Here is a 22,055-nt window from a genome sequence, read left to right on the forward strand (position 1 = left end):
GCTTTTATGCATTATTCTTTGTCAAAATCTTCAAATTTGTATTGTAGTGGGTGTTCAATGGAACCTATGGTGGTTATGGCTGCGCGTGCGGCTCAAACAGTTGGTCAAGAGCTTTTAAAAGCGCATCAAAATCGTCATAAACTCGATTTGCAAGTTGAAGAGAAAGGCATTGATGGCCCGGTAACACGTGTAGATCGTTATTTGGAACAATTAACGATTGATACATTACGTAAAAGTTATAAAAACCATAGCTTCTTAGGTGAAGAGTTTGGTATGCAAGAAGGCAAAGGCCACGATGCAGACTGGTGCTGGGTCATTGACCCGCTTGATGGCACGCAAAACTTTATTAATGGTTTCCCTCATTTCTGTATTTCTATTGCAGTTCAACATAAAGGCGTTACTCAGCACGGCGTAATTTACGACCCAGTGCGTGACGAATTGTTCTCTGCAAGTCGCGGTCGCGGTGCGGTTATGAATCAACGCCGTATTCGTGTAAATGTAAAAGATAGCTTAGAAAATACATTCTTGGCAGTAGGCCATCCTTACCGCGCTAAACGTGCTGGTGAGATCGTATCTTATGCAGAACAACATTTCGCATCATTATTAGCAGTGACTCAAGCGGGTGCTCAAATCCGTCGTGGTGGTTCAGCTGCTCTAGACTTGGCTTATGTTGCTGCTGGTCGTTTCGATGGTTTCTTTGAACTTGGTTTAAAACCATGGGACATCGCTGCTGGTGAGCTTATTATTAAAGAAGCGGGCGGTGTAGTTGTTGATGCTCGTGGTGGCAATGATTCACTTGAAAATGGTCAAGTGATCGCATGTTCACTTAAAATGTTAAAGCCATTAATGCAAACTGTTGTTCCTGCTTGGGACAAAGCTGCAAAATAATTTAGAAATGGTTTTTCTGTTAAGACCCTCTTTTTATAGAGGGTTTTAACTTTTTAATGATCGGTAAAATACAAATAATAATAGAAATAACGAGAAAGTTGATTAAAACACATGACTTTTAAATTCTTTCTGCTATAATCCGCCCACGCACTTAAATTTCCGTTCATTACCTGAACATTCTGTTCTATTCATTGTAAGCGCACGCTGTCCATAGAGAGGACCATTTCTTGCGCCCCGATCGCTCAGCGATTCTTCAGGTTCGGCCGTAATCAAGCGTGCGTTTAATCCACATCGTCGTTACTCGGATTGCCGCTGAATAATAAGGTTCAGCTAATTTTGCTTTGCCGCTTTGTGCCGATGTCTATTTTGTACTTATTAAAAATGGAGCACCCATTAGGGTGAAACTCTCTATGAGCAAAACTTTTGCCGAATTTTCTTTGCATGAAACCTTACAACAAGCGCTTGAAGGTTTAGGTTTTACTACCCCGACTCCTGTGCAAGAACAATCTATTCCTGCAGCTTTAGAAGGTAAAGACCTTTTAGTTTCTAGCCAGACTGGTTCTGGTAAAACTGCAGCTTTCTTATTGCCGACATTAAATAACTTGGCTAGTCAAGAAACTTTCGTTCCGTTCAAAGAACGCATGAAAGCAGTAACTCAACCAAATATTTTGGTTATTTCTCCTACTCGTGAATTAGCACAACAAGTAAGCCAAGATGCAATTGCATTTGTACGTCACATGAAAGGTGTTCGTATTGCTGCAATTATGGGTGGTATGCCATTTGCTAAACAAATTCAACAGTTAAAAGGCGCGCAAGTTGTTGTTGCAACACCGGGTCGTTTACTTGACTTGGTAAACCGTCGTCAAATTAAATTAGACCAAGTAGATGCTTTAATTGTTGATGAAGCGGACCGTATGCTTGACCTAGGCTTCTCTGAAGACTTAGAAGCAATTAGCGAATTAGCGGCTAACCGTAAACAAACATTAATGTTCTCTGCAACATTTGCTGATCGTATTATTCGTCTTGCAGCATGCATGATGAAAGATCCAATGCGTATCGCAATTGAAACTGGTCATTCAACCAATACAGATATTACGCAAACATTGCATTGGACTGATGGCTTTGAGCATAAGAAAAAATTACTTACTCATTGGTTAAGTGATGAAAACTTAGATCAAGCTGTGGTTTTTGCAAGCACTCAAGAAGACACTGATATGTTGGCTGAAGAACTTGCAGAAGCAGGTCATTCAGTTGTTGCACTTCACGGTGCGATGCCACAAACAGTGCGTAACCGTCGTTTACGTAGTATCCGTGAAGGTCGTGCGAAGATATTAGTTGCAACTGACGTTGCTGCTCGTGGTCTTGACGTACCAACTATTTCTCACGTAATTAACTTTGGTCTTCCGATGAAGCACGAAGACTACGTACACCGTATTGGTCGTACAGGTCGTGCTGGTCGTACAGGTCAAGCGATTACTTTAGCGACTTATCGTGAACGCGGTAAGATTCGTGCACTTGAAGAATACTTAGAAGCTCGTTTAAGCGTTTCTGAAATTGAAGGCTTAGAGCCATCTCCACCTCCTGCTCGTTCAGGTCGTGATGGTGGTGGTCGTGGTCGTGGCGGCAATGGCGGTGGCCGTGATGGTCGTCGTGGTGGCGGTTTTGGCGGTGGTCGTCGTTTTGAAGGCGAAAGCAACTTCAAACGTCGTGAAGGTGGTCGTGATGACCGTCCACGTCGTAGCTTTGATGACAAGCCACGTGGTGATCGTCCATTTGGTGGCGAAGATCGTCCGCGTCGTGAGTTCAATTCAGATCGTCCACGCCGTGAAGGTGGTTTTGAAGACCGTCCACGTCGCGAGTTCAACTCTGATCGCCCACGTCGTGAAGGTGGTTTCAATGATAAACCGCGTTTTGACTTGAATGATGACAACCGTGGTAACCGTGTAGACTATAAACCACGTCGTGAAAGCGGTTTTGGTGATCGTCCAAAACGTAGCTTCGGTGGTGAAGATCGTCCACGCCGTAGTTTTGATGACAAGCCACGTGGTGAGCGTCCGTCATTTGGTGGCGAAGATCGTCCACGTCGTGAGTTCAACTCAGATCGTCCACGTCGCGAAGGTGGTTTTAATGATAAGCCACGTCGTAGCTTTGATGATAAACCTCGTGGTGAACGTCCATCGTTTGGTGGTGAAGATCGTCCAAAGCGTAGCTTCGGTGGTGAAGATCGTCCACGTCGTAGTTTTGATGACAAACCACGTCGTAAATTCGACCGTTAATCTTTAAAAAGATTTAAAAAAAGGCCAGTTAACAAACTGGCCTTTTTTATTTTTCAGTTTTGCTATAAAATAATAAAGTGTGAAGCAGTTCAAGTTTAATTGTAATAATGCGTAAAAGTAATCGAAAAAGGGCATCTTTGACATGGTTGAGTAAATTATTACTTCAACATGGGTTGCCATATCTTTTTATTGTACTTGCTTTGTGCAATGGGATTTACTTTGCCTATGCTTTGTTAACAGGCCATTTTGTAGATCAGTTCCAAGTGCTCAATCAGTAAATTCCCTTCAAAAACTAACCTATATTTATACGTTTAGTTGTCTTTGCTTTTGTCAAAATTACAACAAGATTCCCAAAATTCAGTGTTATAGTATGCGGGCATAAAAGTGCAGGAATGATTGCCATTATGAATAATAAAACTCCTCTCTCGACTCAGTCACTTATTGAAGTGAAAAATTTGAGTTTTAATCGAGGGGAACGCGTCATTTATGACAATATTAGTTTAAATATACGTCGCGGTCAGATTACGGCCATTATGGGACCATCTGGTACAGGTAAAACGACTTTATTACGTTTGATTGGTGGACAACTTGTTCCTGATCAGGGTGAAGTTTTGCTTGATGGCAAAGATATTGCTCAAATGTCACGTCAGGAATTGTTTGCCGCTCGTGCGCGTATGGGAATGCTCTTCCAAAGTGGCGCTTTATTTACCGATATGTCGGTTTATGAAAATGTCGCTTTTCCAATCCGTGCACATACCAAGCTTTCTGAAAATTTGATTGCTGAACTGGTTGCTTTAAAGCTTGAGTCTGTTGGCCTGCGTGGAACAGAACAGCTCATGCCTACAGAGTTATCAGGCGGTATGAATCGACGTGTTGCTTTGGCTCGTGCAATCGCGCTTGATCCAGATTTAATCATGTATGACGAACCATTTGCTGGGCAAGACCCGATTGTAAAAGGTGTTTTAACTCGTCTAATTCGTTCGTTACGTGAAGCTTTGGATTTAACCACCATTATTGTTTCGCATGATGTTTCCGAAACCTTATCTATTGCCGATTACATTTATGTCGTAGCGGAAGGAAAGATTCAAGGGGAAGGAACGCCGGAAGAATTGCAAAAATATGCTTCTCCTTTTGTAAAACAGTTCTTAACCGGTTCGGCAGAAGGTCCGGTTGAGTACCAGTTTAGCCACCAAGCTTATTTAGATAACGAGGTTCGTCCATGAATACGATTGCCTGGTTAGGTAGACTCGTTATTGAGCGGATTCGAGGGATTGGTGTTGCGGCACTGATGCTCTTACAGATTATTTTTTCATTACCTTCATCGGGTGGTTTTGGGCGTTTCGTCTATCAAATGCATCGTGTAGGGGTAATGTCTTTACTTATTATTACGGTATCAGGTTTATTTATTGGTCTGGTACTCGGACTGCAAGGCTACTCAATATTGGTCAATGTGGGTAGTGAATCAATGCTAGGCACTATGGTGTCTTTAACTTTGCTACGTGAGCTTGCACCAGTTGTTGCTGCTTTACTATTCGCTGGGCGCGCAGGTTCTGCATTAACTGCTGAAATTGGTTCAATGAAACAAAGTGAGCAGCTTGCCAGTATGGAAATGATTGGTGTTGATCCTTTAAAGCAAATCGTATCACCACGTCTTTGGGCTGGCATAGTCAGTTTGCCAATGTTAACCGTTATCTTTGCTGCGATTGGTATTGTTGGCGGCAAAATGGTTGGCGTTGATTTTCTTGGCGTTGATGAAGGCTCCTTCTGGAGTGGTATGCAAAATAATGTTCAATTTGGCCATGATGTTGTAAATGGCATCATTAAGAGCATTGTATTTGCTTTACTTTGTACATGGATTGCAGTTTTCCAAGGGTATGCGTGTGATCCAACACCTGAAGGCATTGCGACAGCGATGACCCGTACGGTTGTATATTCTTCATTATGTGTTTTAGGTTTTGATTTCGTGTTGACTGCGGTCATGTTCGGAGGGATTTAATGAAATCACGTACTAGTGAGCTGGCCGTAGGTATTTTTGTCATTATCTTCGGTATTGCTTTGTTTTTTTTAGCGATGAAAGTTAGTGGTTTGGTTGGTACAAACTTGAGCGATGGCTATACAATGAAAGCTCAGTTTGACAACGTTAACGGGCTTAAGCCTCGTGCTAAAGTAACGATGAGCGGTGTAACAATTGGTCGTGTTGATTCAATTACGCTTGATCCGGTTACACGTTTAGCTACCGTGACTTTTGACCTTGATGGAAAACTGACAAGTTTTAATGCTCAGCAATTAAAAGAAGTTCAAAAAAATGCTTTAGACGAATTGCGTTATAGTTCTGATTATACGCAAGCGACACCAGCGCAACAAAAAACAATGGAACAGCAACTGATCAGTAACATGTCATCCATCACCAGTATTGATGAAGATGCTTATATAATGGTTGCAACCAATGGTTTATTGGGTGAGAAATATTTAAAAATCGTACCAGGTGGTGGTCTTAACTACCTTAAACGTGGTGATACGATTTCTAACACCCAAGGAACGATGGATTTAGAAGATTTAATTAGTAAATTTATTACTGGTGGTGGCGCAGGTAAAGTTGCCGCTGGTTCATCATCCTCAGCAGAAGAAAAAGCTCCTGCAAGTACTGACAGCAGCGCACAGCCGTCATTTGTTGAGTAAGAGATTATTTGAAGGAGTGGTTCCAGGTGAATAAGTTGTTTAAACAAACCCTGACAGCAAGTATTTTGTCTACTATGATTGCTGGTACAGCTTTTGCTGCACCTTCAGAAGCACCACCTGATTTTATTAAGCGTGTTGCTGATGGTTTGATTGCTCGTTTGAAAACAGACCATGCCAAGTTGCAAAACAACCCTGCTTTGGTTAAATCAATCATACGTCAAAACTTAGACCCTTATGTTGATTCACAAGCGTTTACTCGTATTGTGATGGGTACTTATGCAACAAATCAGTATAGTACTGCTGCACAACGTGCTCAGTTTGAAACAAACTTCCGTAATACTTTAATTGAGAATTACGGTAGTGCATTTGCTAAATACACAAACCAAACTTACACCATGCGTCCTTATAAAGCGACAGCAGGTAAAAACCCAGTTGTGACTTTAGACTTTAACCATAATGGCGATAAAATTCCTGTGTCGTTCCAGTTGGCTGACAAAGGCTCACAGTGGAAAATCCGTAACATCAATGTTTCTGGTATTGATTTAGGGTTACAGTTCCGCAACCAGTTTGCTGCAACTGTGAAGCGTAATGGCGGCGATTTGAATAAAGCAATTGCGACATTCCAACCTGATGCAGATGCTGCTGTTAATCAGAACAAACAAAAATAAGTAGGTGAAGAGTGGTTCAGTATCTTAACCAAGAGTTAGTTGTTTCAGGCAAAATCGATTTTGAAAATGCTGAGCAACAATACCAAGCTGGATTGGCAATTATTAAGAAGCAAACAAGCTTTCCTTTAATAGTCGATCTAAAACAGCTTGAGCATGGTAATACGTTGGCATTGGCGGTGTTAGTCCAATGGCTACGTCAGACTCCGCAGAAGGCTGGCTTACATTTTAAAAATGTTCCAGAGAAGATGCTGAAAATTATTCAAGCTTGCCATTTGCAAGAAGACCTACATTTGGTCTAGTCATGCAAAAATAAAAAAGCACCTAAATTTAGGTGCTTTTTTTATAAAAATTAATAGGGGGTAAGTGCAGATTTTAAATCCATTTCTTCCAGCGGAAGTAAATGATAGGGCCAATAAAAAAGCCGACAATAATTAATAGCACTGCGATAAAACTACTTTTACCATGAGCAAAAGGCAATACTTCAGTGTTCATGCCATAGATACTCGCGATCAGCATTGGTGGTGCTAACATACTTGGTAAAATCGAGAATCGACGAATCGTATCGTTTTGTTCGGTGTTAATGAACCCAGACGTTGTATCAAGCAAGAATCGTACTTTTTGGAATAAGAACGCATCATGTTCTACAAGTGAGCGGACATCTTCACTGAGCTCTCGGATATCAGCATCGTAGATGTGACTACCTAAGGCGCGTGGACGAGATAAAAACGTTAAGACACGTCGTAAATCAATTAAACACAGTTGAGCTTTTCCAAGCATGTCTTCTTGTTGAGCCAAGCGGGTAATCATGTCATCAAGGTCTAAAATTTTCTCACGTTGATGGTTGTTAAGCACCTCAGTAGAGTATTTTTCTAGATCCTTGTGGATATCTTCTAAGATATCCGCAAGCTCATCTAGCTTTGCTTCAAGCAGTCCTAATAAAATCCAAGTTGGATCTTTATAATCCATTTCATAGTCGTTACGGCGAGCTCGGGCACGAAATGCACGAAACGCGACGAGCTTTTCACCGCGTAACGTAAATAAGCGATCTTTATGTAAAATGAATGCTACGGTTTGTACCATGGCAAGCATATGTGATGACTCTTCAGCATCTCCATCAACCTGATAATTTTTATTTTTCGTTAAAAAATAGGTACTGATATGCAAAATACCGTCATCATCGCGGTAGAATCGTGCAGAAGAAGAAATGTCTTCTAGGGACTTTAGTGTAGGTAAGTTCTGATCGTAGGCATCTAAGACCCATTGTTGTTCTTCTTGAGAGGGTGCAATTAGATCAAGCCATACTAATTCGGGATGTAGATCAAATCCACCGTTGATGGTGGCATCTTCCAGACTTCCGCGTTCTGTGGCATAAAAGGCTTCAAGCATGTGTCTTTTTTCCTCACGCAGTCTGATGGAAATTGATGGGTGTATTTTAGACAAGGATTTGCCGAAAAACACTTGCCAATACACTATTTTGCAAAAAAAAACTCTGTCGATAGTCTAGTTTGTCAGCATGACAGTTCAATAAAACGGTTTTTATACTATGAATTCAATTTGCATTTTCTGTGGTTCATCTTTAGGGTCAGACCCAATCTTTCAACAAATTGCTCAATTAACCGGTCAAACTATTGCCAAGCAAGGTAAAACTCTCGTTTATGGCGGTGGTCGTTCAGGTTTAATGGGCGTTGTCGCTGATAGTGCTTTGCAAGCCGGTGGGCAGGTCATTGGCGTCATTCCTCGTGCTTTAGTCGATCGCGAGTTAGCTCATCCCGGACTGACAAAGTTATATGTCGTCGAGAATATGCATGAGCGTAAGACCAAAATGGCAGATCTGTCGGACGGTTTTATTGCGTTACCAGGTGGGGCAGGTACATTGGAAGAAATCTTTGAACAATGGACATGGGCACAATTAGGTATTCATCAAAAGCCGTGTGCTTTTCTAAATGTAGCGGGCTTTTATGAAGATTTGCTTAAAATGGTTCAAGGAACTGTAGATAAAGGTTTTAGCCAAGCGCGATTCGCTGATAAATTGATCGCTTCGGATAAAATTGAGGATATTCTTCAACAATTTGAACAATATCAACCACCAGCTCCAAAATGGGCTAATGCAGATGTTCAACCATAAACGAGGTTAGATAGGTGAAAATAATTACGGTCGCCGCTGCGGTGATCTTAAATGAGCACAATGAATTATTACTGGTTAGAAAGCGTGATACACAAGCTTTTATGCAAGTAGGCGGTAAGCTGGAGCCGAATGAGGCTCCGGAAACAGCCATACAACGTGAAATTTTGGAAGAAGTTGGCAGCTCTTGCGTAATAGAACAGTTTATAGGGCGTTTTGAGACAGCGGCTGCTAATGAACCAGATCATACGCTGATTAGTCATTTATATTTGGTTCGATTAAAACAATCCCCACAAATTGCAGCTGAGATTGCTGAAATGAAGTGGATAAAATTTAATGATTCCGAAACTAAACTTGCGCCATTAACCAAAGAAATAGTAATTCCATGGTGTGAGCAAAACTTATCTGCAATTTAATAATTTTAATATGATGTAGATGAGGCAGCAGCTAGGCAGCTTGCATAAATAGATGTGCACCCTAGCTGTTTTAGCACTAGACTTAAAGCAGAAATTGAACTTCCCGTTGTGATTACATCATCAATAATCAGCACACGACGGTAGCGCCGTTTTTCTTGAGTTATCGCAACAAATTGCTGTTCAATATTTTCAAATCTTTCGAGTCGAGATAATCCTTTTTGTGAACGCTCATTGAGGCGTTGGACAGGCTGCCAAACGGGTATTCTTAATTGTTTACTTAGAAGCTTGGCAAGTAATAATGATTGATTAAAACCTCGCTCCGTTAAACGCTCTTTAGAAATAGGCATAGGTACTATGGCTTGTACCTTAGGAAATTTTAATTGCTGTAAAATTTCAGCAAGTAGGGTTTGGTAATGTAATTTCTGTTCATATTTAAACTGCTGAATTATGCGGTTCATTGGATAGGCATAATGACAGGCCACAAGAACAGATAGATCATTACGCTGAACTGCCTGCTTAAGCCATGGTAGTTGTTCCCAACATTCTTTACAAAGCGAGTGCTTACCCCGCGTTCCTATTTCACATAACAGGCAAGGGGACAATAACTGAAAAAGATATTGAGGATTGAACAACTTAAACATAAGCGTATCGGGGTGCTTCAGGTAGCCAGCGTTTCAAGAGGGCATCAGCTTGTTGTGGATAGTCTTTTAGAACCTGTTGTGCAACATAATGCGCTTGACTCAGTAAATGATCATCTCGTTCTAAGCGTGCGACTCTAAACCCCATGTCACCTGTTTGTTTTGTTCCTAATAATTCACCCGGACCTCTTAGTTCAAGGTCTTTTTCTGCAATCACAAAGCCGTCGTTACTTTCTCTTAAAATTGACAGTCTTTCTTGCCCATTTTGTGAAAGTGGTGGTTTATAAAGAAGAACACAAAAACTAGCCTTTGCACCTCGTCCGACACGACCACGTAATTGGTGTAGTTGTGAAAGGCCTAGACGTTCAGCATTTTCAATGACCATAATTGAAGCGTTAGGTACATCTACACCGACTTCAATGACCGTTGTCGCAATTAAGAGCTGTAGTTCGTTATTTTTAAATGCTTGCATGACAGATTGCTTTTCATCAGCTTTCATTTTGCCATGAACCAAACCGATATTAAGTTCAGGAAAGCGCTCTTTCATTTCTTGATAGGTGGCTTCCGCGGCTTGAGCATCTAAAGTTTCGGACTGTTCAACCAGAGTACATACCCAGTAAGCTTGTTTACCTTCTCGACAATTTGTAGCAATTCGATTTAGCACTTCTTCACGACGGTCTAGCGGAATCGTAACTGTCTGAATTGGTGTACGACCTGGTGGTAATTCATCAATAATGGATGTGTCTAAATCGCCATAAGCACTCATTGCTAATGTTCTTGGAATTGGCGTTGCAGTCATGACCAATTGATGTGGAGTGAGTTGTTCAGCACCTTTATTGCGTAGAGCTAACCGTTGGTCTACCCCAAAGCGATGTTGCTCATCAATAATCACAAGACCTAACTTTGCAAACCCAACGTTATCTTGAAATAAGGCATGAGTACCTACAATCAGTTCGGCATGACCTTCTTTAATTTGTTGTTCAGCTTGTGCTCGCGCTTTACCTTTTTGTTTGCCTGATAACCAAGCGACCGTAATGCCTAAAGGTTCAAACCAACGTTTAAAGTTTAAATAATGCTGCTCTGCCAAAATTTCGGTAGGTGCCATTAATGCAACTTGCCAATCGGCTTCTAATGCATGGCATGCTGCAACTGCTGCAACTAAAGTTTTCCCTGCACCCACGTCACCTTGTACTAAACGTAGCATAGGTTGGTGTTGTTTTAAGTCGCTTAAAATTTCTTTGGATACACGCTTTTGTGCATTGGTCATTTGAAATGGTAAAGCTTCTAACAGTTTTTTTGCTAGTACCTTACTACTTGGGAAAGCGGGTGAGGCAATTTGGCGAATATAAGCACGTCGTGTGAGAAGGCTAATTTGGTGTGCGACCAGTTCTTCAAAAATAAGACGCTGCTGTGCAGGGTGAGATCCTTCGGCCAACTGAAGCATATTGGCATCGACAGGTGGCCCATGAATGTAATGTAATGCTTCTTTGAGTGCATATCCATTTGTATATTGTTTAGGGAGCAACTCAGGTAAGGCATCACTATGATGCTTCAACGCCTGTTTAACATATTCGCGTAATTTAGGTTGTGTTAATCCATCAGTACTCGGATAAATTGCTGTGAGCTGCGTTTTTGGCAGAGGTGTGTGTTCATTAATGAGCTGAATTTCTGGATGATAAAGCTCAAGTCCCCTTGCACCTACGCGAACTTCACCAAAAATACGTAAACGGTTACCAGGTTTTATTTTATCGGTTAAGTTTTTATAAATATGATAAAAACGTAAAGTCACCTTACCAAATTCATCTTGTATTAATGCAGCCATAGATTTACGTTTACCTGGAGGGAAATCAACAGATTTGACTTCACCCTCAAGTAAATAACTACGACCAACTACCAACTGATTCATAGGAATAATGGTACTGCGATCTTCATAATCACGGGGCAGATGAAACAGTAAATCATCTGTGGTAAAAATATTTAGTTTTTCGAGTAGGGCTGCTGAAGCCGATCCAACGCCTTGTAACTGATGGACTGAAGTCATGTCCCCTCAACGAGTTCTCTATGCATATATTATTTATCGGTTATGGTAAAACATCTCAGCGTGTTGCTAAACAACTATTTGAGACAGGACATCAAATTACCACAATTAGCCGTAGTGAAAAAACAGATCCTTACGGGACACACCTCATACAGGATATTTTTACGCTCGATTTAAGTGAAATTGCGCCTGTAGATGTAGTTTATATTTTGCTTTCTCCAGACGATAGTACAGTTCAAGGTTATCATCATACTTACGTGGATAGTATTGAGCCTATTCGACAGGCCTTAAAATCACATCCGGTCAAAAGATTAATTGTGGTGTCATCTACGCGGGTATATGGTGAAAATTCTGGTGAAACGATTGATGATGATAGTCAGATTCACCCGAATGATGCTCAAGGCCATATTCTTCATAATATGGAATTGCTATGGCAGAAATACTTTCCAGCTCAATGTGTGATTGTACGTCCCACAGGGATTTATGGTGCTTCGGTTGATCGATTAAAACGGATGGCTGAAAACACACAAACCTATCCAAATATTCACTATAGTAATCGTATTCATATTGATGACTTGGCAAGATTTTTAGCATTTTTAGCCGATTATGAAAAACCGCATAAGAGTTATCTTGTTGCCAATAATGCCCCTGTACCGTTACATGAAGTCATCCTTTGGTTTCAGAGTCAGTTAGACTTACCGCTGCTTACTTTAGATTCAGCTCATGTTTCAGGTAAAAAAATATATGCGAAACTCTTATTTGAAACAGGTTTTCAACTTGAACACCCAATTTGCTTTAATGACTATTTATTATGTTTAAATGCTCATGGTACAAATCAAAATTTAGACTAAACTTTAAATAACAATAGAAATACCTGAAGAGGCAAATAAATTGCCGATAAAGATAAAAATGTTGAAAGTGAAGAAATTTTGTTTAGCACTTATTTTGAGTGCAACGTCTGTTGCGAGTTGGGCAGAGGATCAGTTATGGTGTACATATGATCCTATGGGCACCCAAGGGGATATAACGCGTCGTTTAAATGACATCCGATTATATGCTCAGCAATATAATGTCAAATTCAAAGTTGTCAGTTATCAAAAAGAGCAGCAAGCCATTCAAGCTTTTGACGATGGTAAATGTGCAGGTTTAGCAGCTAGTAACTTTAATACGTATCAATACAATCATTTTATGGGAAGTAGCTCTGGGATTGGCCTTATACCTAATAACAGGACTGCCCGAAATTTATTGCAGCTTTTAAATCACCCGACAATTGAGAAAAAACTCATTAATCAAGACTATGAAGTAGTTGGTATGATTCCCGTAGGAACTGCCTATATGGTCATGAAAAATAAAAAAATATCGAAAGTGGCACAGCTTAGAGGTCAACGAGTCGGTGTATTAGCCAATAATCCGCCACAGCAGGCGTTGGTGAGAAGTGTAGGTGCTCAGCCAGTCTATGTTGATTTATCCAATGCAATCACTCAGTTCCAGCAAAACAAAATCGATATTATGCCTGCACCGATTTATGGGCTTTTACCATATAACTTACAGAAAGATTTTGGGCCAGACACTCAGGTGATTAACTTTCCATTGGCTTATTTTGGGGTAAATCTAATTATTAAGCCTAAATCGTATCCTGCCAATTTTGGCCGAAAAATTCGTTCTTGGTTTGTGCAAAATAGCCAATTATTAACGAATCGAGCGATACAGTGGGAAAATCATTTGCCAGCTTACTATTGGGTAGATGTTTCTTTTTACGAAAAGCAGAGCTACGACATTATGGTAGCCAAAATACGCAATCAATATGTGCGTTCTGGATATTACGATGCTTACTTTGTTGAATTGATGAAGCGCTTACGTTGTATTGATGATCCACGTTACTTCGAGTGTTCAATGCCTCGATAAAATAAAAGGCAACTTAAGTTGCCTTTTATTTTGAGTCAAACTTTAAGATTTTTTACGTTTTAAACGACGTTTCGCTTGTTGAGAGGCCATTGCTTCAAGTGCTTCTTTTAGTTCTTCATCAGTAAAAGTCGTGATGTGCTGCAACATCTGCAATGTTACTTCATCAAGTACTAACTGTGCGCCTGCTGCCATTTGACGGAAATTATCGTCAAACTCAATCTGACCTTGGTCATTAGTACGGATGTAATTTTGCTGAGTTAAAACTTTAATAAAGCTTTGGAACAATGCTTTGTCAAAGAATTCTGGAGAATTAAACTCGTAAAGAACAGACAAGCGTTGTCCTAACAAATGACTTAATTCTTCAACTTGTTTTGCTGAAATATTGCCTGAACCGCGCTGAGTAATTAAAGCTAAAGTCATGTAATAACGTTCAAGACTTTGCTTAACAGGTGTTGCCAATACAACAAGTTGATTGTGCTCTTCAGTGTTTGGTGCAGAGCTAATCAAGTTACCTTCTTCATCTTGATGAATAAGGTTTGATTGAACTAATGCATCTGCATATTGTTCAATCTGTTCTTTAAGCTCACTGCTTTGCCACTTAAGGAATAGTTCAGCTTTCAAGAATGGATAAAGGGTATAGATGACATTACTTAAATCAGCACGACTGATTTTACCGTTATGCTCAACAAGCGATGCAACCAACGAAGGTAAAACGAAAGCATGCAAAATGTTATTACGGAAGTATGTAAGCAGAACTGCTTGGTTATCTTCAATCGCAATAATATCGCCCAGTGCATGCTGTACACGCTTAATTAATTTTAGCTTTAAGCCGTAAGCAATAATTTCCTTGCCAGATAGTGGCGTTACTTCTGTACGCTGATCGTATGGGAAATTTGATGCTAAATTGCGGTAAGCTTCAAGCTGCTTAATACAGATTTCTTCATCAAGAGTATGCTTTGGAGTAGCAAGCAAAATAATTGAGAGTAAAGAAACCGGGTTAATGACTACCGCACGGTTAATATTTTCTAAAATTGCATGTGCAGAGCTATTTACAGCATCTGAAACGGCTTGAGGGATTGGGTCGTCATTTTTCTCGATATAGACATTTTCTGCATTATGCTGTTTAAGCAAATCATCAAGGAAAACGGGTTCACCAAAGTTAACGTGTACCTTACCGAAAATGCGTTCAATTTTTCGTAATGTTTTAACAATACCAAAAATAGATTCAGCTTCTTTTGGCTTACCTTGCATTTCGCCAACGTAAGTCGAACCTTCCATCAGACGCTCATAACCAATATAAGTTGGTACAAATACAATTGGCTTTGTACGGCCACGTAAATGACTATGAACCGTCATGGCAAGCATACCGGTTTTCGGTGGTAATAAACGACCTGTACGCGAACGACCACCCTCAATAAAGTATTCAAGCGGCGTATTGCGAGAAAGAATGCTATATAAATATTCTTTAAATACAGTTGTATAAAGACCATTGCCACGGAAAGAACGGCGAATAAAGAAAGCACCACCACCACGTAAAAGCTGGCCCACGAAAGGCAAGTTTAAGTTGTCACCAGCAGCAATATACGGAACCATTAGGCCGCGTCTATAAATCACATAAGACAATAATAGGTAGTCAATATGGCTGCGATGACACGGTGTATAAACAATTTCGTAATCTTTCGCGAGTTCACGAACGGTACTAAAGTTATGAACTTCTACGCCGTCATAAAGCTGAGTCCATAGGCGTGTTAATGCTAAATCTGCAAAGCGAACTGCTGAGTGTGAGTAGTCAGATACGATTTCATTGACATAACCAATCGCACGACGTTCTGCTTCAAGCATGCTAATTTTGCCGCGAATACTCTCGCGTCGAATAGCTTCTTGCACATCACGAGACTTTACAACTGATTGCATTACATTACGACGATCTGATAAGTCAGGGCCTAAAACCACTTCACGCTGACGGTCAAGGTAGTCATTTAAAGTACTAACAATATAAGTCGCTGGTGAAAGGTTTGGATAATGCTGTTGAGCATATTCAACAAGGTCACGTAAAGACTGCGGTTCATGGAACTCCAAATAAGATTGGCGACCATGTAAACCGATATTCACAAGCTGCTTAACTGTACTTGGTGTTGCCCATGTGTCTGAGAACAAGAGCTTGAACCAAGAGTCTTCTTTATCTGGGGAGCGACCCCATAAAACGGTTACTGGAACCAGTTCTATATCGAGCTCAGAGTTTGCCTGTAAAACTTCAATCAGTTTAATTAAGCGCGGTGGAAAAGCATGAGGTGGGGGATTTAACAGGTTATTTTCATCATTATGCTGTAAAAATAAAACTGATGCTTTTTCCTGGTGAGAACCGATAATTAACGGATCTAATGCTGGCTTTAAATTTAAACGGCGAGTTTCCCCATCCACCACTAAAGCATTGCTGCGAGAATGGTTTTGTAAGACATAGCACACCACTTTTTGGCGCTCAGTCTTTGCTTCAGTTTCTGTTGTTTCTGATACTGGTTCAGTAGGAACTTCCCCAAGAACATGTGGTGTTACCACGAGGTCAAGTAGCTTACTCGAAAGCCGACGATACATTTGACCAAACCCACTCTTGGACATAAGAACTCCTACTTCTTAAAGACAAATCCCGGCACCAAATGCAGAGGGTAATTATTTTGAGGCATTTATTAAAAAAAACAATATGCTACTTTCTTATAAATTATAATGCTTTTGGCATTTTTTATCGTTAAAAATCGTATTTTTAGCTGTTTTAAGGGTAATGTTCGTCAGAAGTTGACTGATTGTTCCATGTACAAATAGTTTTTTATGGCACAATAGATTCTACACATCTGTCCTTTAATACCAATTTTGCCTGCAATATGAAGGTATCTCTCATGAATGCGTTAACCCAAGAACTGGTTGAGCTGCTCACTTTAGAAAAGCTTGAAGAAAATATTTACCGTGGAATTAGCCGTAATTTGGTCGGTAAACGTGTTTTTGGAGGTCAGGTTTTAGGTCAGGCTTTACGTGCTGCCTCTTATACAACCGACCGTCCTGCGCATTCTATGCATGCTTACTTTTTATATGGTGGCGACATTAATGCTCCAATCATCTATGAAGTAGATCGTTTGCGTGATGGGAAAAGCTTTGTTAGCCGTCAAGTTCGGGCAATCCAGCATGGTCGAGTTATTTTCTCGGCAATGGTGTCTTTCGCCAACCCTGAAGAAGGCTTGAACTACCAACTTTCAGAACCGGAATACCCAGCTCCTGAGACGTTAAAGTCAGAAAGTGAGCTTAAAGAAGGGATTCTTAATTTCGTACCAGAGAATGTCCGTGCAAGTTTCATGCGTGAGCGTCATGTTGAAATTCGTCCGATTGACCCAGTCAATCCATTTCAACCTCAGCCGGAAGCGCCGTTCAATGCGCACTATATCCGTACTCATGATCGCATTCCAAAACAGCTAGATGACATCGCTTTACATCAAGCAATTGTGGCATTTTATTCAGATTTTACTTTAATGACTACGGCTTTAAGACCTCATGGTTTAAGCTATATTTCTCCAAGTTTACAATGTGCCAGTATTGATCATGCCATTTATTTCCATCGCCCACTTCGTGCTGATGAATGGATGCTTTATGACATGGAAGCCACAGTGAGCGCAGCTTCTCGCGGTCTAAACTTTGGCCGTATGTGGCAAAATGGGCAGCTCGTTTGTAGTACGGTGCAAGAGGGTTTGATACGTTTGCGGGAAATTGAAACTCAATAATTAATAATGAGCCATCTAAAAAGATGGCTTTTTTATTTTTAATTCAAAGCATGTGACAAAAAATTGCTCGAATGAAAAGCAACCTCATGTCATATTTGCAAAAGTATTGCCTACTGAAAAAAATAACGTTGATATGAACTTAAATACACAAATTCTGATTGCCGCGATTTTAGGTTTAGCCTTTGGCTTCCTACTCACCATGTATCCTGATACTGCTTTTGTAAAGCATAGTTTATATGGCTTGGGTATATTGAGTAGTGTTTTTATTGGGCTACTCAAAATGTTGTTGGTGCCATTAATTTTTAGCTCGATTGTAGTCGGAGTTTCAAATTTACAGGCAGGCGGGCAGCTAGGTCCAGTTTGGAAAATCACTTTTTTATGTTTTATCACCACCACCACATTGGCCTTAGTTTTGGGTATTGGCTGTGCTCATTTATTTGAGGTGGGTCGAGGCGTGGATATTTCAATTTTTCAGGCATCCATGCAAAGCTATCAAGCACCAGATAGTTTAAACCCAGCAACTTTCTTTACTAACTTTATTCAAAATACTTTAATTAATCCCTTTAAAGCATTTAGCGACGGAAATGTTTTAGCTGTTGTGGTATTTGCACTATTTGTCGGTTTTGCATTGGTTCAAGGTGGTGAGCGCTTTAAGAGTATTCGTTTATTGAGTCATCAGTTTTTTGAAATGATGATGATGCTGGTTGGATGGGTCATGAAACTGGCACCATTAGGAATTTTTGCATTACTTGCTAAATTAATGGCGACAGAAGATATTTCAGTATTAAGTCGCTTGGCAGAGTTTGCTGTTGTGGTAACTGGAACCACTATTTTTCATGGTGCTGTTGTTTTGCCATTACTGCTTTGGATTGTTGGTCGTATGAGCCCTTGGACTTTTTTCAAAGGTACACGTACAGCCTTAATTACTGCATTTGCAACAAGTTCTAGTTCGGCAACGATGCCACTGAGTATGAAATGTACACAGGAAAACTTAGGTGTTCGTCCTCAAACGGCAGGTTTTGTTATTCCATTAGGCTCGCAGCTTAATATGGATGGTACAGCTTTATATGAAGCTGCCGCTGCGCTCTTTGTTGCAAATTTAGTTGGACTAGACTTAAACCTAACTCAGCAAATTGTTGTGTGTTTAACTGCGATGATTGCATCACTTGGAGCACCGGGAATTCCGAGTGCAGGTATGGTCACCATGATTATGGTATTGCAGTCTGTGGGTCTACCAGCTGAAGCAATTGCTATTTTACTTCCAATCGACCGGTTGCTCGATACGGTAAGAACAGTGGTAAATGTACAGGGCGATATGATGATTAGTGTGGTTGTAGATCGATATACCAAAGAGAAAGATATCAGTATCTGATCACTCAATAAAAAAGCAGGATTTATATCCTGCTTTTTTATTTTTAAGCGGCTTGTAGCTCGGCTCTTTTTGCTGCTGGAGATTGAGATAAATAACTTACCGCATCTTCAGTGCTACCTTCTTTAACTGGATCATACCAAGGCATGAGGTAATCAATTTGCTGAGCAATAAGCCAAAATGGATTTGGTAATACCTGATTATCCTTACGGCTAATCTTATACCACTCTACAGCAACCCAAACTGGAAAAAATTTAGATTTGGCTGCATCGGCAAAGCGAGGATCTTGCTTCATGATATGTGCTGCGCCATCTACCCATAATCCTAGCACAAGGGTAATAACTGCAATGCTTAAGTAGTAACGTGGAATATATCCGCCACCAAGATGACGATATAAATCAAAGGCTACGGTACGGTGTTCAATTTCTTCTGAACCATGCCATTTAACCAGATCGACCATTTCAGGGTCAGCGCCTAATTCTTCCCAACGTTTGTTGTAAAGCGCATATTTACCGAGTACACAGGTCATATGCTCAACAGTTGCAATAACACCTAAACGGAATAAATCCCATTGCTCTTGCAAGAACTGAGGAACTTCTTTGTCAAAAGGTTTATCTGCCAAAGCGGTAGTAAATAGATAATTCATAATGTCCAGATTTCTCTGGATATCAATATTACGTGCACTTAAATATTCTTTATTGGCAGAAGTGTGTGCATTTGCATGCATAGCCTCTTGGCGAATAAATGCTTGAACGTCCTGTTTAAGTTTTTCATCGGTAATGCGAGGTAAAACTTTGTTATATAAACGGCAGAACCAGAACTCTCCAGCAGGCAAGATATTATTAATTTCATTAATAAAGTAACTTGCAAACGGTTGGTTTGGAATCCAGTCTACAGGCGTGTCTTTCCAATCAAATTTCACCTTGCGTGGAAGAATTTTATAATCAATAGAAGAACCTAAAGCCTTATTCTTCAAAAAAGATAGCAATTTCATCATTTAGTCCTGATTTTTAACTCGATGAAGTTATAACGAGTATAAAAAAAGCCCCTGCATTTGTGTTTAGCAATAGGGGCCATTTGAATATAAATTTGATAAAGAAATTGTATCTGTTATGACGATTTACTCTTCAGCATCCTCATCGCTTGCTTCAGGAATCGCATCAACGTCAAATTCTGGCTCTTGATCAAGCGTAAAATGTAAGCGTCCAGCCATTACACTAGCGAGTTCTTCTAAGCCTAGTTTGTTCAATGAAGAGAAAAGCTGAATCGAGAAATCAAGCTTCATTTTTTTCAGTTGTTGTTTAACTTCAAGCAAGACTTTGTTTGCTGGGCCACGATTAAGTTTGTCTGCTTTAGTTAAAAGAATATGTACAAATAGATGGCGTGAATAAGCCCACTCTAGCATCATCATGTCAAAGTGCTGTAAAGGGTGGCGAATATCCATAAGTAAAACTAATCCTTGTAAGCTTTTACGATGGATTAGATAGTTCTCTAATTCTTTTTGCCATACACGTTTCATGTCCTCTGGTACGGCAGCATAACCATAACCAGGAAGGTCAACTAGGCGTTGATCAGGATTACCTAGGCTGAAGAAGTTAATCATTTGTGTACGGCCAGGTTTTTTTGAGGCACGTGCGAGTTGTTTTTTGTTGGTTAAGGCATTAATAGCACTAGACTTACCAGCATTTGAGCGTCCTGCAAAAGCAATCTCGTAGCCACTATCTTCAACACAAAGTGCCAATTTAGGTGCACTCATTAAAAACTCAGCTTGGCGTAACCAGTTCAGAGATTGTACGGCATATTCCGTGATCGCTGGATCTGGTTTCTTTTCATAACTGATCTTTTGTTTGGGTGCGAGTCTGGCTTTGGTGTCTTTCGATTTTTCACTACGACGCATAAAAAATAACTTTTTAAATGAGAGGGCTCGCGCCTAGTATAAAGGAGCTTGGTTATTCTTGCTAATTTTCAGTAAGCTTGCTTGTAAAGATAAATAGAATTACGAAGTTTAGATTTGCAAAAAGTCTATCGGAGAGGTATTTGAAGCAGATCTCGGCTGTTGTAAGACTTCTCCAAGCGTGTATTGGTCTAAGCTTTGATAAAAACTTTCTAAAGCCTGATCGAGAATTCCTTTTAAGCCACAATGAGAGCGCAAAACACATGGTGGTGTATTGCATTCAACGATTTGGTTATCACCTTGTAATATACGAACAATTGCACCCAAATTTGAGTTTAGTGCATTAGGATTTAAGCGAATTCCTCCACCTTTGCCGCGAATGGTAATAATCCATTCTTGCTTGCCCATGAAATGAACAACTTTAACCAGATGGTTTTGCGAAACATGCAAATCTTTCGCGATTTCTGCAATCGTATACGGTGCATCACTTGGGCGAGCGATGTACATTAATATTCGTAAAGCATAATCGGTAAATTTATTAAGTTGCATGATCACCAAAAACTAAAGGTTGACGGACGATCATCTTAGCCTGAAAGTCTAAAGAAGAAAACTTTCAGGCTAGAGCTTTTTATATTAGAGCGTTAAAGGAGCTGAAACTTGTACTTGGTCACCCACTCTATAGTGCTCAAGTAAAATATTAGCAACGGAAAATTCAGTATGATTTTCTTCTGGTTGCACCTCAAAGTGGTACGCATTATTTTCCTGAGCTTCTGTAAATTTAAATGCTTTAGGTTGCTCAAGTTGTTGCTCAGGAACTTGTACTTTTACAGAAATAAAAGCATTAGCTGGGCTAGTCAGTACATCTTCATGATCAGTCGCTTTTAACGTAAAGCGCTTGCCAGACTCAAGTGGGTCAATTTGTGTAATTTCAAATGAACGCCAGCCAGCCCATCCACCTTTTAAGCTTTCAAGCTGTTCATATTTTTGTTTTTCAACGCCAATTAAAATATCTGCCAACTGTAAATAAGCTTGTTTCCACGCTTCAATCAGTTCTGATTCAAATGGAACATTTAAAACTTCACTAATTGAATGAAGTAAGTTGTCTCCAACAATTGCATATTGATCGGGTTGAATATCTAAACTTACGTGCTTAGTGGTAATACGCTCAACTGCTTTGGCAAGCACTGTAGGATTTTCAATATTTTCAGCATATGCGAGTACTGCCGCTGCGAGGGCGCGAGGTTGGCGTAAGCTTGTCTGGTCATCTAGGTTAAAAACATTTTTTAATTCAGGACTGTTATTTAACATCCGCTTATAAAAGTATGTAGTCAGTGTAACGCCGTGTTCACGCAATACAGGTACAGTAGATTTTACGAGTTCAATTTGTTGTGGAGTCAT

At 40.2% G+C, this 22,055-nt stretch carries 21 protein-coding genes; 13 read left to right on the plus strand and 8 right to left on the minus strand.

Annotation, left to right across the window (positions count from 1 at the left end):
* Positions 1 to 57 precede the first annotated feature (57 nt).
* From MSG95_RS13650 to MSG95_RS13680, 7 genes are all read left to right on the plus strand, one after another.
* Positions 58 to 888 (plus strand): inositol monophosphatase family protein, encoded by an 831-nt coding sequence (locus MSG95_RS13650; RefSeq protein ID WP_019457801.1) that lies wholly within the window; start codon positions 58 to 60, stop codon positions 886 to 888.
* A gap of 410 nt (positions 889 to 1,298) precedes the next feature.
* Positions 1,299 to 3,164, plus strand: a complete 1,866-nt coding sequence (locus MSG95_RS13655; RefSeq protein WP_077165168.1) for a DEAD/DEAH box helicase — start codon at positions 1,299 to 1,301, stop codon at positions 3,162 to 3,164.
* 404 nt (positions 3,165 to 3,568) lie between these two features.
* Positions 3,569 to 4,387 carry an ABC transporter ATP-binding protein gene (locus tag MSG95_RS13660; protein WP_004705339.1) on the plus strand — a complete coding sequence of 273 codons (819 nt, stop codon included), beginning with the start codon at positions 3,569 to 3,571 and terminating at the stop codon, positions 4,385 to 4,387.
* Positions 4,384 to 5,160: a lipid asymmetry maintenance ABC transporter permease subunit MlaE gene (gene mlaE / locus MSG95_RS13665; RefSeq protein WP_004705340.1), complete on the plus strand. Its 777-nt coding sequence runs from the start codon at positions 4,384 to 4,386 to the stop codon at positions 5,158 to 5,160. The genes MSG95_RS13660 and mlaE overlap by 4 nt, the downstream gene beginning before the upstream one ends.
* Positions 5,160 to 5,843, plus strand: a complete 684-nt coding sequence (locus tag MSG95_RS13670; RefSeq protein WP_019457797.1) for an outer membrane lipid asymmetry maintenance protein MlaD — start codon at positions 5,160 to 5,162, stop codon at positions 5,841 to 5,843. Before mlaE ends, MSG95_RS13670 begins: the two co-directional genes overlap by 1 nt.
* Positions 5,844 to 5,869: 26 nt before the next feature.
* A complete protein-coding gene (locus tag MSG95_RS13675; RefSeq protein ID WP_039253560.1) occupies positions 5,870 to 6,511 on the plus strand; it encodes an MlaC/ttg2D family ABC transporter substrate-binding protein in 642 nt (213 codons plus the stop codon).
* 11 nt (positions 6,512 to 6,522) lie between these two features.
* Positions 6,523 to 6,810: an STAS domain-containing protein gene (locus MSG95_RS13680; RefSeq protein ID WP_019457795.1), complete on the plus strand. Its 288-nt coding sequence runs from the start codon at positions 6,523 to 6,525 to the stop codon at positions 6,808 to 6,810.
* A gap of 73 nt (positions 6,811 to 6,883) precedes the next feature.
* Here the strand turns inward: MSG95_RS13680 and MSG95_RS13685 are convergent, their stop codons facing one another.
* Complete coding sequence (locus MSG95_RS13685; protein ID WP_004705344.1) at positions 6,884 to 7,897, minus strand: magnesium and cobalt transport protein CorA; 1,014 nt, start codon at positions 7,895 to 7,897, stop codon at positions 6,884 to 6,886.
* A 157-nt stretch (positions 7,898 to 8,054) separates the two neighbouring features.
* Here MSG95_RS13685 and MSG95_RS13690 point away from each other — a divergent pair, with 157 nt between their 5' ends.
* Together MSG95_RS13690 and MSG95_RS13695 are read left to right on the plus strand one after the other, a co-directional pair.
* Positions 8,055 to 8,636 (plus strand): TIGR00730 family Rossman fold protein, encoded by a 582-nt coding sequence (locus tag MSG95_RS13690; RefSeq protein WP_004705346.1) that lies wholly within the window; start codon positions 8,055 to 8,057, stop codon positions 8,634 to 8,636.
* A gap of 14 nt (positions 8,637 to 8,650) precedes the next feature.
* Positions 8,651 to 9,049: an NUDIX hydrolase gene (locus MSG95_RS13695; RefSeq protein ID WP_068932463.1), complete on the plus strand. Its 399-nt coding sequence runs from the start codon at positions 8,651 to 8,653 to the stop codon at positions 9,047 to 9,049.
* 5 nt (positions 9,050 to 9,054) lie between these two features.
* On the opposite strand, the gene MSG95_RS13700 is transcribed toward MSG95_RS13695, so the two are convergent.
* Both MSG95_RS13700 and recG read right to left on the minus strand, forming a co-directional pair.
* Positions 9,055 to 9,690, minus strand: a complete 636-nt coding sequence (locus MSG95_RS13700; RefSeq protein ID WP_077165169.1) for a ComF family protein — start codon at positions 9,688 to 9,690, stop codon at positions 9,055 to 9,057.
* A complete protein-coding gene (gene recG, locus MSG95_RS13705; RefSeq protein ID WP_077165170.1) occupies positions 9,683 to 11,728 on the minus strand; it encodes an ATP-dependent DNA helicase RecG in 2,046 nt (681 codons plus the stop codon). The genes MSG95_RS13700 and recG overlap by 8 nt, the downstream gene beginning before the upstream one ends.
* Positions 11,729 to 11,748: 20 nt before the next feature.
* On the opposite strand from recG, the gene MSG95_RS13710 reads away from it, so the two are divergent.
* Both MSG95_RS13710 and MSG95_RS13715 read left to right on the plus strand, forming a co-directional pair.
* Complete coding sequence (locus MSG95_RS13710) at positions 11,749 to 12,576, plus strand: NAD-dependent epimerase/dehydratase family protein (protein ID WP_077165171.1); 828 nt, start codon at positions 11,749 to 11,751, stop codon at positions 12,574 to 12,576.
* Between the two features lie 67 nt (positions 12,577 to 12,643).
* Positions 12,644 to 13,630 carry a putative solute-binding protein gene (locus MSG95_RS13715; RefSeq protein WP_077165193.1) on the plus strand — a complete coding sequence of 329 codons (987 nt, stop codon included), beginning with the start codon at positions 12,644 to 12,646 and terminating at the stop codon, positions 13,628 to 13,630.
* A 42-nt stretch (positions 13,631 to 13,672) separates the two neighbouring features.
* On the opposite strand, the gene plsB is transcribed toward MSG95_RS13715, so the two are convergent.
* Complete coding sequence (plsB, locus tag MSG95_RS13720) at positions 13,673 to 16,246, minus strand: glycerol-3-phosphate 1-O-acyltransferase PlsB (protein WP_077165172.1); 2,574 nt, start codon at positions 16,244 to 16,246, stop codon at positions 13,673 to 13,675.
* A gap of 275 nt (positions 16,247 to 16,521) precedes the next feature.
* Here plsB and MSG95_RS13725 point away from each other — a divergent pair, with 275 nt between their 5' ends.
* Together MSG95_RS13725 and MSG95_RS13730 are read left to right on the plus strand one after the other, a co-directional pair.
* Positions 16,522 to 17,394 (plus strand): acyl-CoA thioesterase II, encoded by an 873-nt coding sequence (locus MSG95_RS13725; protein WP_324624832.1) that lies wholly within the window; start codon positions 16,522 to 16,524, stop codon positions 17,392 to 17,394.
* A gap of 106 nt (positions 17,395 to 17,500) precedes the next feature.
* Complete coding sequence (locus MSG95_RS13730) at positions 17,501 to 18,766, plus strand: dicarboxylate/amino acid:cation symporter (protein WP_077165194.1); 1,266 nt, start codon at positions 17,501 to 17,503, stop codon at positions 18,764 to 18,766.
* Between the two features lie 43 nt (positions 18,767 to 18,809).
* Here MSG95_RS13730 and MSG95_RS13735 read toward each other — a convergent pair whose 3' ends face one another.
* From MSG95_RS13735 to MSG95_RS13750, 4 genes are all read right to left on the minus strand, one after another.
* On the minus strand, positions 18,810 to 19,760 hold the full coding sequence (locus MSG95_RS13735; RefSeq protein WP_077165173.1) for a metal-dependent hydrolase: 951 nt from the start codon (positions 19,758 to 19,760) through the stop codon (positions 18,810 to 18,812).
* A gap of 123 nt (positions 19,761 to 19,883) precedes the next feature.
* Positions 19,884 to 20,660, minus strand: coding sequence for a ribosome biogenesis GTP-binding protein YihA/YsxC (gene yihA / locus MSG95_RS13740; protein WP_019457788.1), 777 nt, complete (start codon positions 20,658 to 20,660; stop codon positions 19,884 to 19,886).
* A gap of 108 nt (positions 20,661 to 20,768) precedes the next feature.
* The gene (locus MSG95_RS13745; protein ID WP_288420801.1) at positions 20,769 to 21,206 is read right to left on the minus strand and encodes an RrF2 family transcriptional regulator; all 438 of its coding nucleotides are present in this window, start codon (positions 21,204 to 21,206) and stop codon (positions 20,769 to 20,771) included.
* Positions 21,207 to 21,290: 84 nt separating this feature from the next.
* Positions 21,291 to 22,055, minus strand: a complete 765-nt coding sequence (locus tag MSG95_RS13750; RefSeq protein ID WP_049064635.1) for a globin domain-containing protein — start codon at positions 22,053 to 22,055, stop codon at positions 21,291 to 21,293.

It is taken from the genome of Acinetobacter sp. IK23, assembly GCF_035615275.1.
Lineage (GTDB): Bacteria > Pseudomonadota > Gammaproteobacteria > Pseudomonadales > Moraxellaceae > Acinetobacter > Acinetobacter seifertii.

Coding starts and splice junctions, on each gene's coding strand:
- MSG95_RS13650 (WP_019457801.1), top strand. CDS start 58: ATGGAACCTATGGTGGTTATGGCTGCGCGTGCGGCTCAAACAGTTGGT.
- MSG95_RS13655 (WP_077165168.1), top strand. CDS start 1,299: ATGAGCAAAACTTTTGCCGAATTTTCTTTGCATGAAACCTTACAACAA.
- MSG95_RS13660 (WP_004705339.1), top strand. CDS start 3,569: ATGAATAATAAAACTCCTCTCTCGACTCAGTCACTTATTGAAGTGAAA.
- mlaE (WP_004705340.1), top strand. CDS start 4,384: ATGAATACGATTGCCTGGTTAGGTAGACTCGTTATTGAGCGGATTCGA.
- MSG95_RS13670 (WP_019457797.1), top strand. CDS start 5,160: ATGAAATCACGTACTAGTGAGCTGGCCGTAGGTATTTTTGTCATTATC.
- MSG95_RS13685 (WP_004705344.1), bottom strand. CDS start 7,897: ATGCTTGAAGCCTTTTATGCCACAGAACGCGGAAGTCTGGAAGATGCC.
- MSG95_RS13690 (WP_004705346.1), top strand. CDS start 8,055: ATGAATTCAATTTGCATTTTCTGTGGTTCATCTTTAGGGTCAGACCCA.
- MSG95_RS13700 (WP_077165169.1), bottom strand. CDS start 9,690: ATGTTTAAGTTGTTCAATCCTCAATATCTTTTTCAGTTATTGTCCCCT.
- recG (WP_077165170.1), bottom strand. CDS start 11,728: ATGACTTCAGTCCATCAGTTACAAGGCGTTGGATCGGCTTCAGCAGCC.
- MSG95_RS13710 (WP_077165171.1), top strand. CDS start 11,749: ATGCATATATTATTTATCGGTTATGGTAAAACATCTCAGCGTGTTGCT.
- plsB (WP_077165172.1), bottom strand. CDS start 16,246: ATGTCCAAGAGTGGGTTTGGTCAAATGTATCGTCGGCTTTCGAGTAAG.
- MSG95_RS13725 (WP_324624832.1), top strand. CDS start 16,522: ATGAATGCGTTAACCCAAGAACTGGTTGAGCTGCTCACTTTAGAAAAG.
- MSG95_RS13735 (WP_077165173.1), bottom strand. CDS start 19,760: ATGATGAAATTGCTATCTTTTTTGAAGAATAAGGCTTTAGGTTCTTCT.
- yihA (WP_019457788.1), bottom strand. CDS start 20,660: ATGCGTCGTAGTGAAAAATCGAAAGACACCAAAGCCAGACTCGCACCC.
- MSG95_RS13745 (WP_288420801.1), bottom strand. CDS start 21,206: ATGCAACTTAATAAATTTACCGATTATGCTTTACGAATATTAATGTAC.
- MSG95_RS13750 (WP_049064635.1), bottom strand. CDS start 22,055: ATGACTCCACAACAAATTGAACTCGTAAAATCTACTGTACCTGTATTG.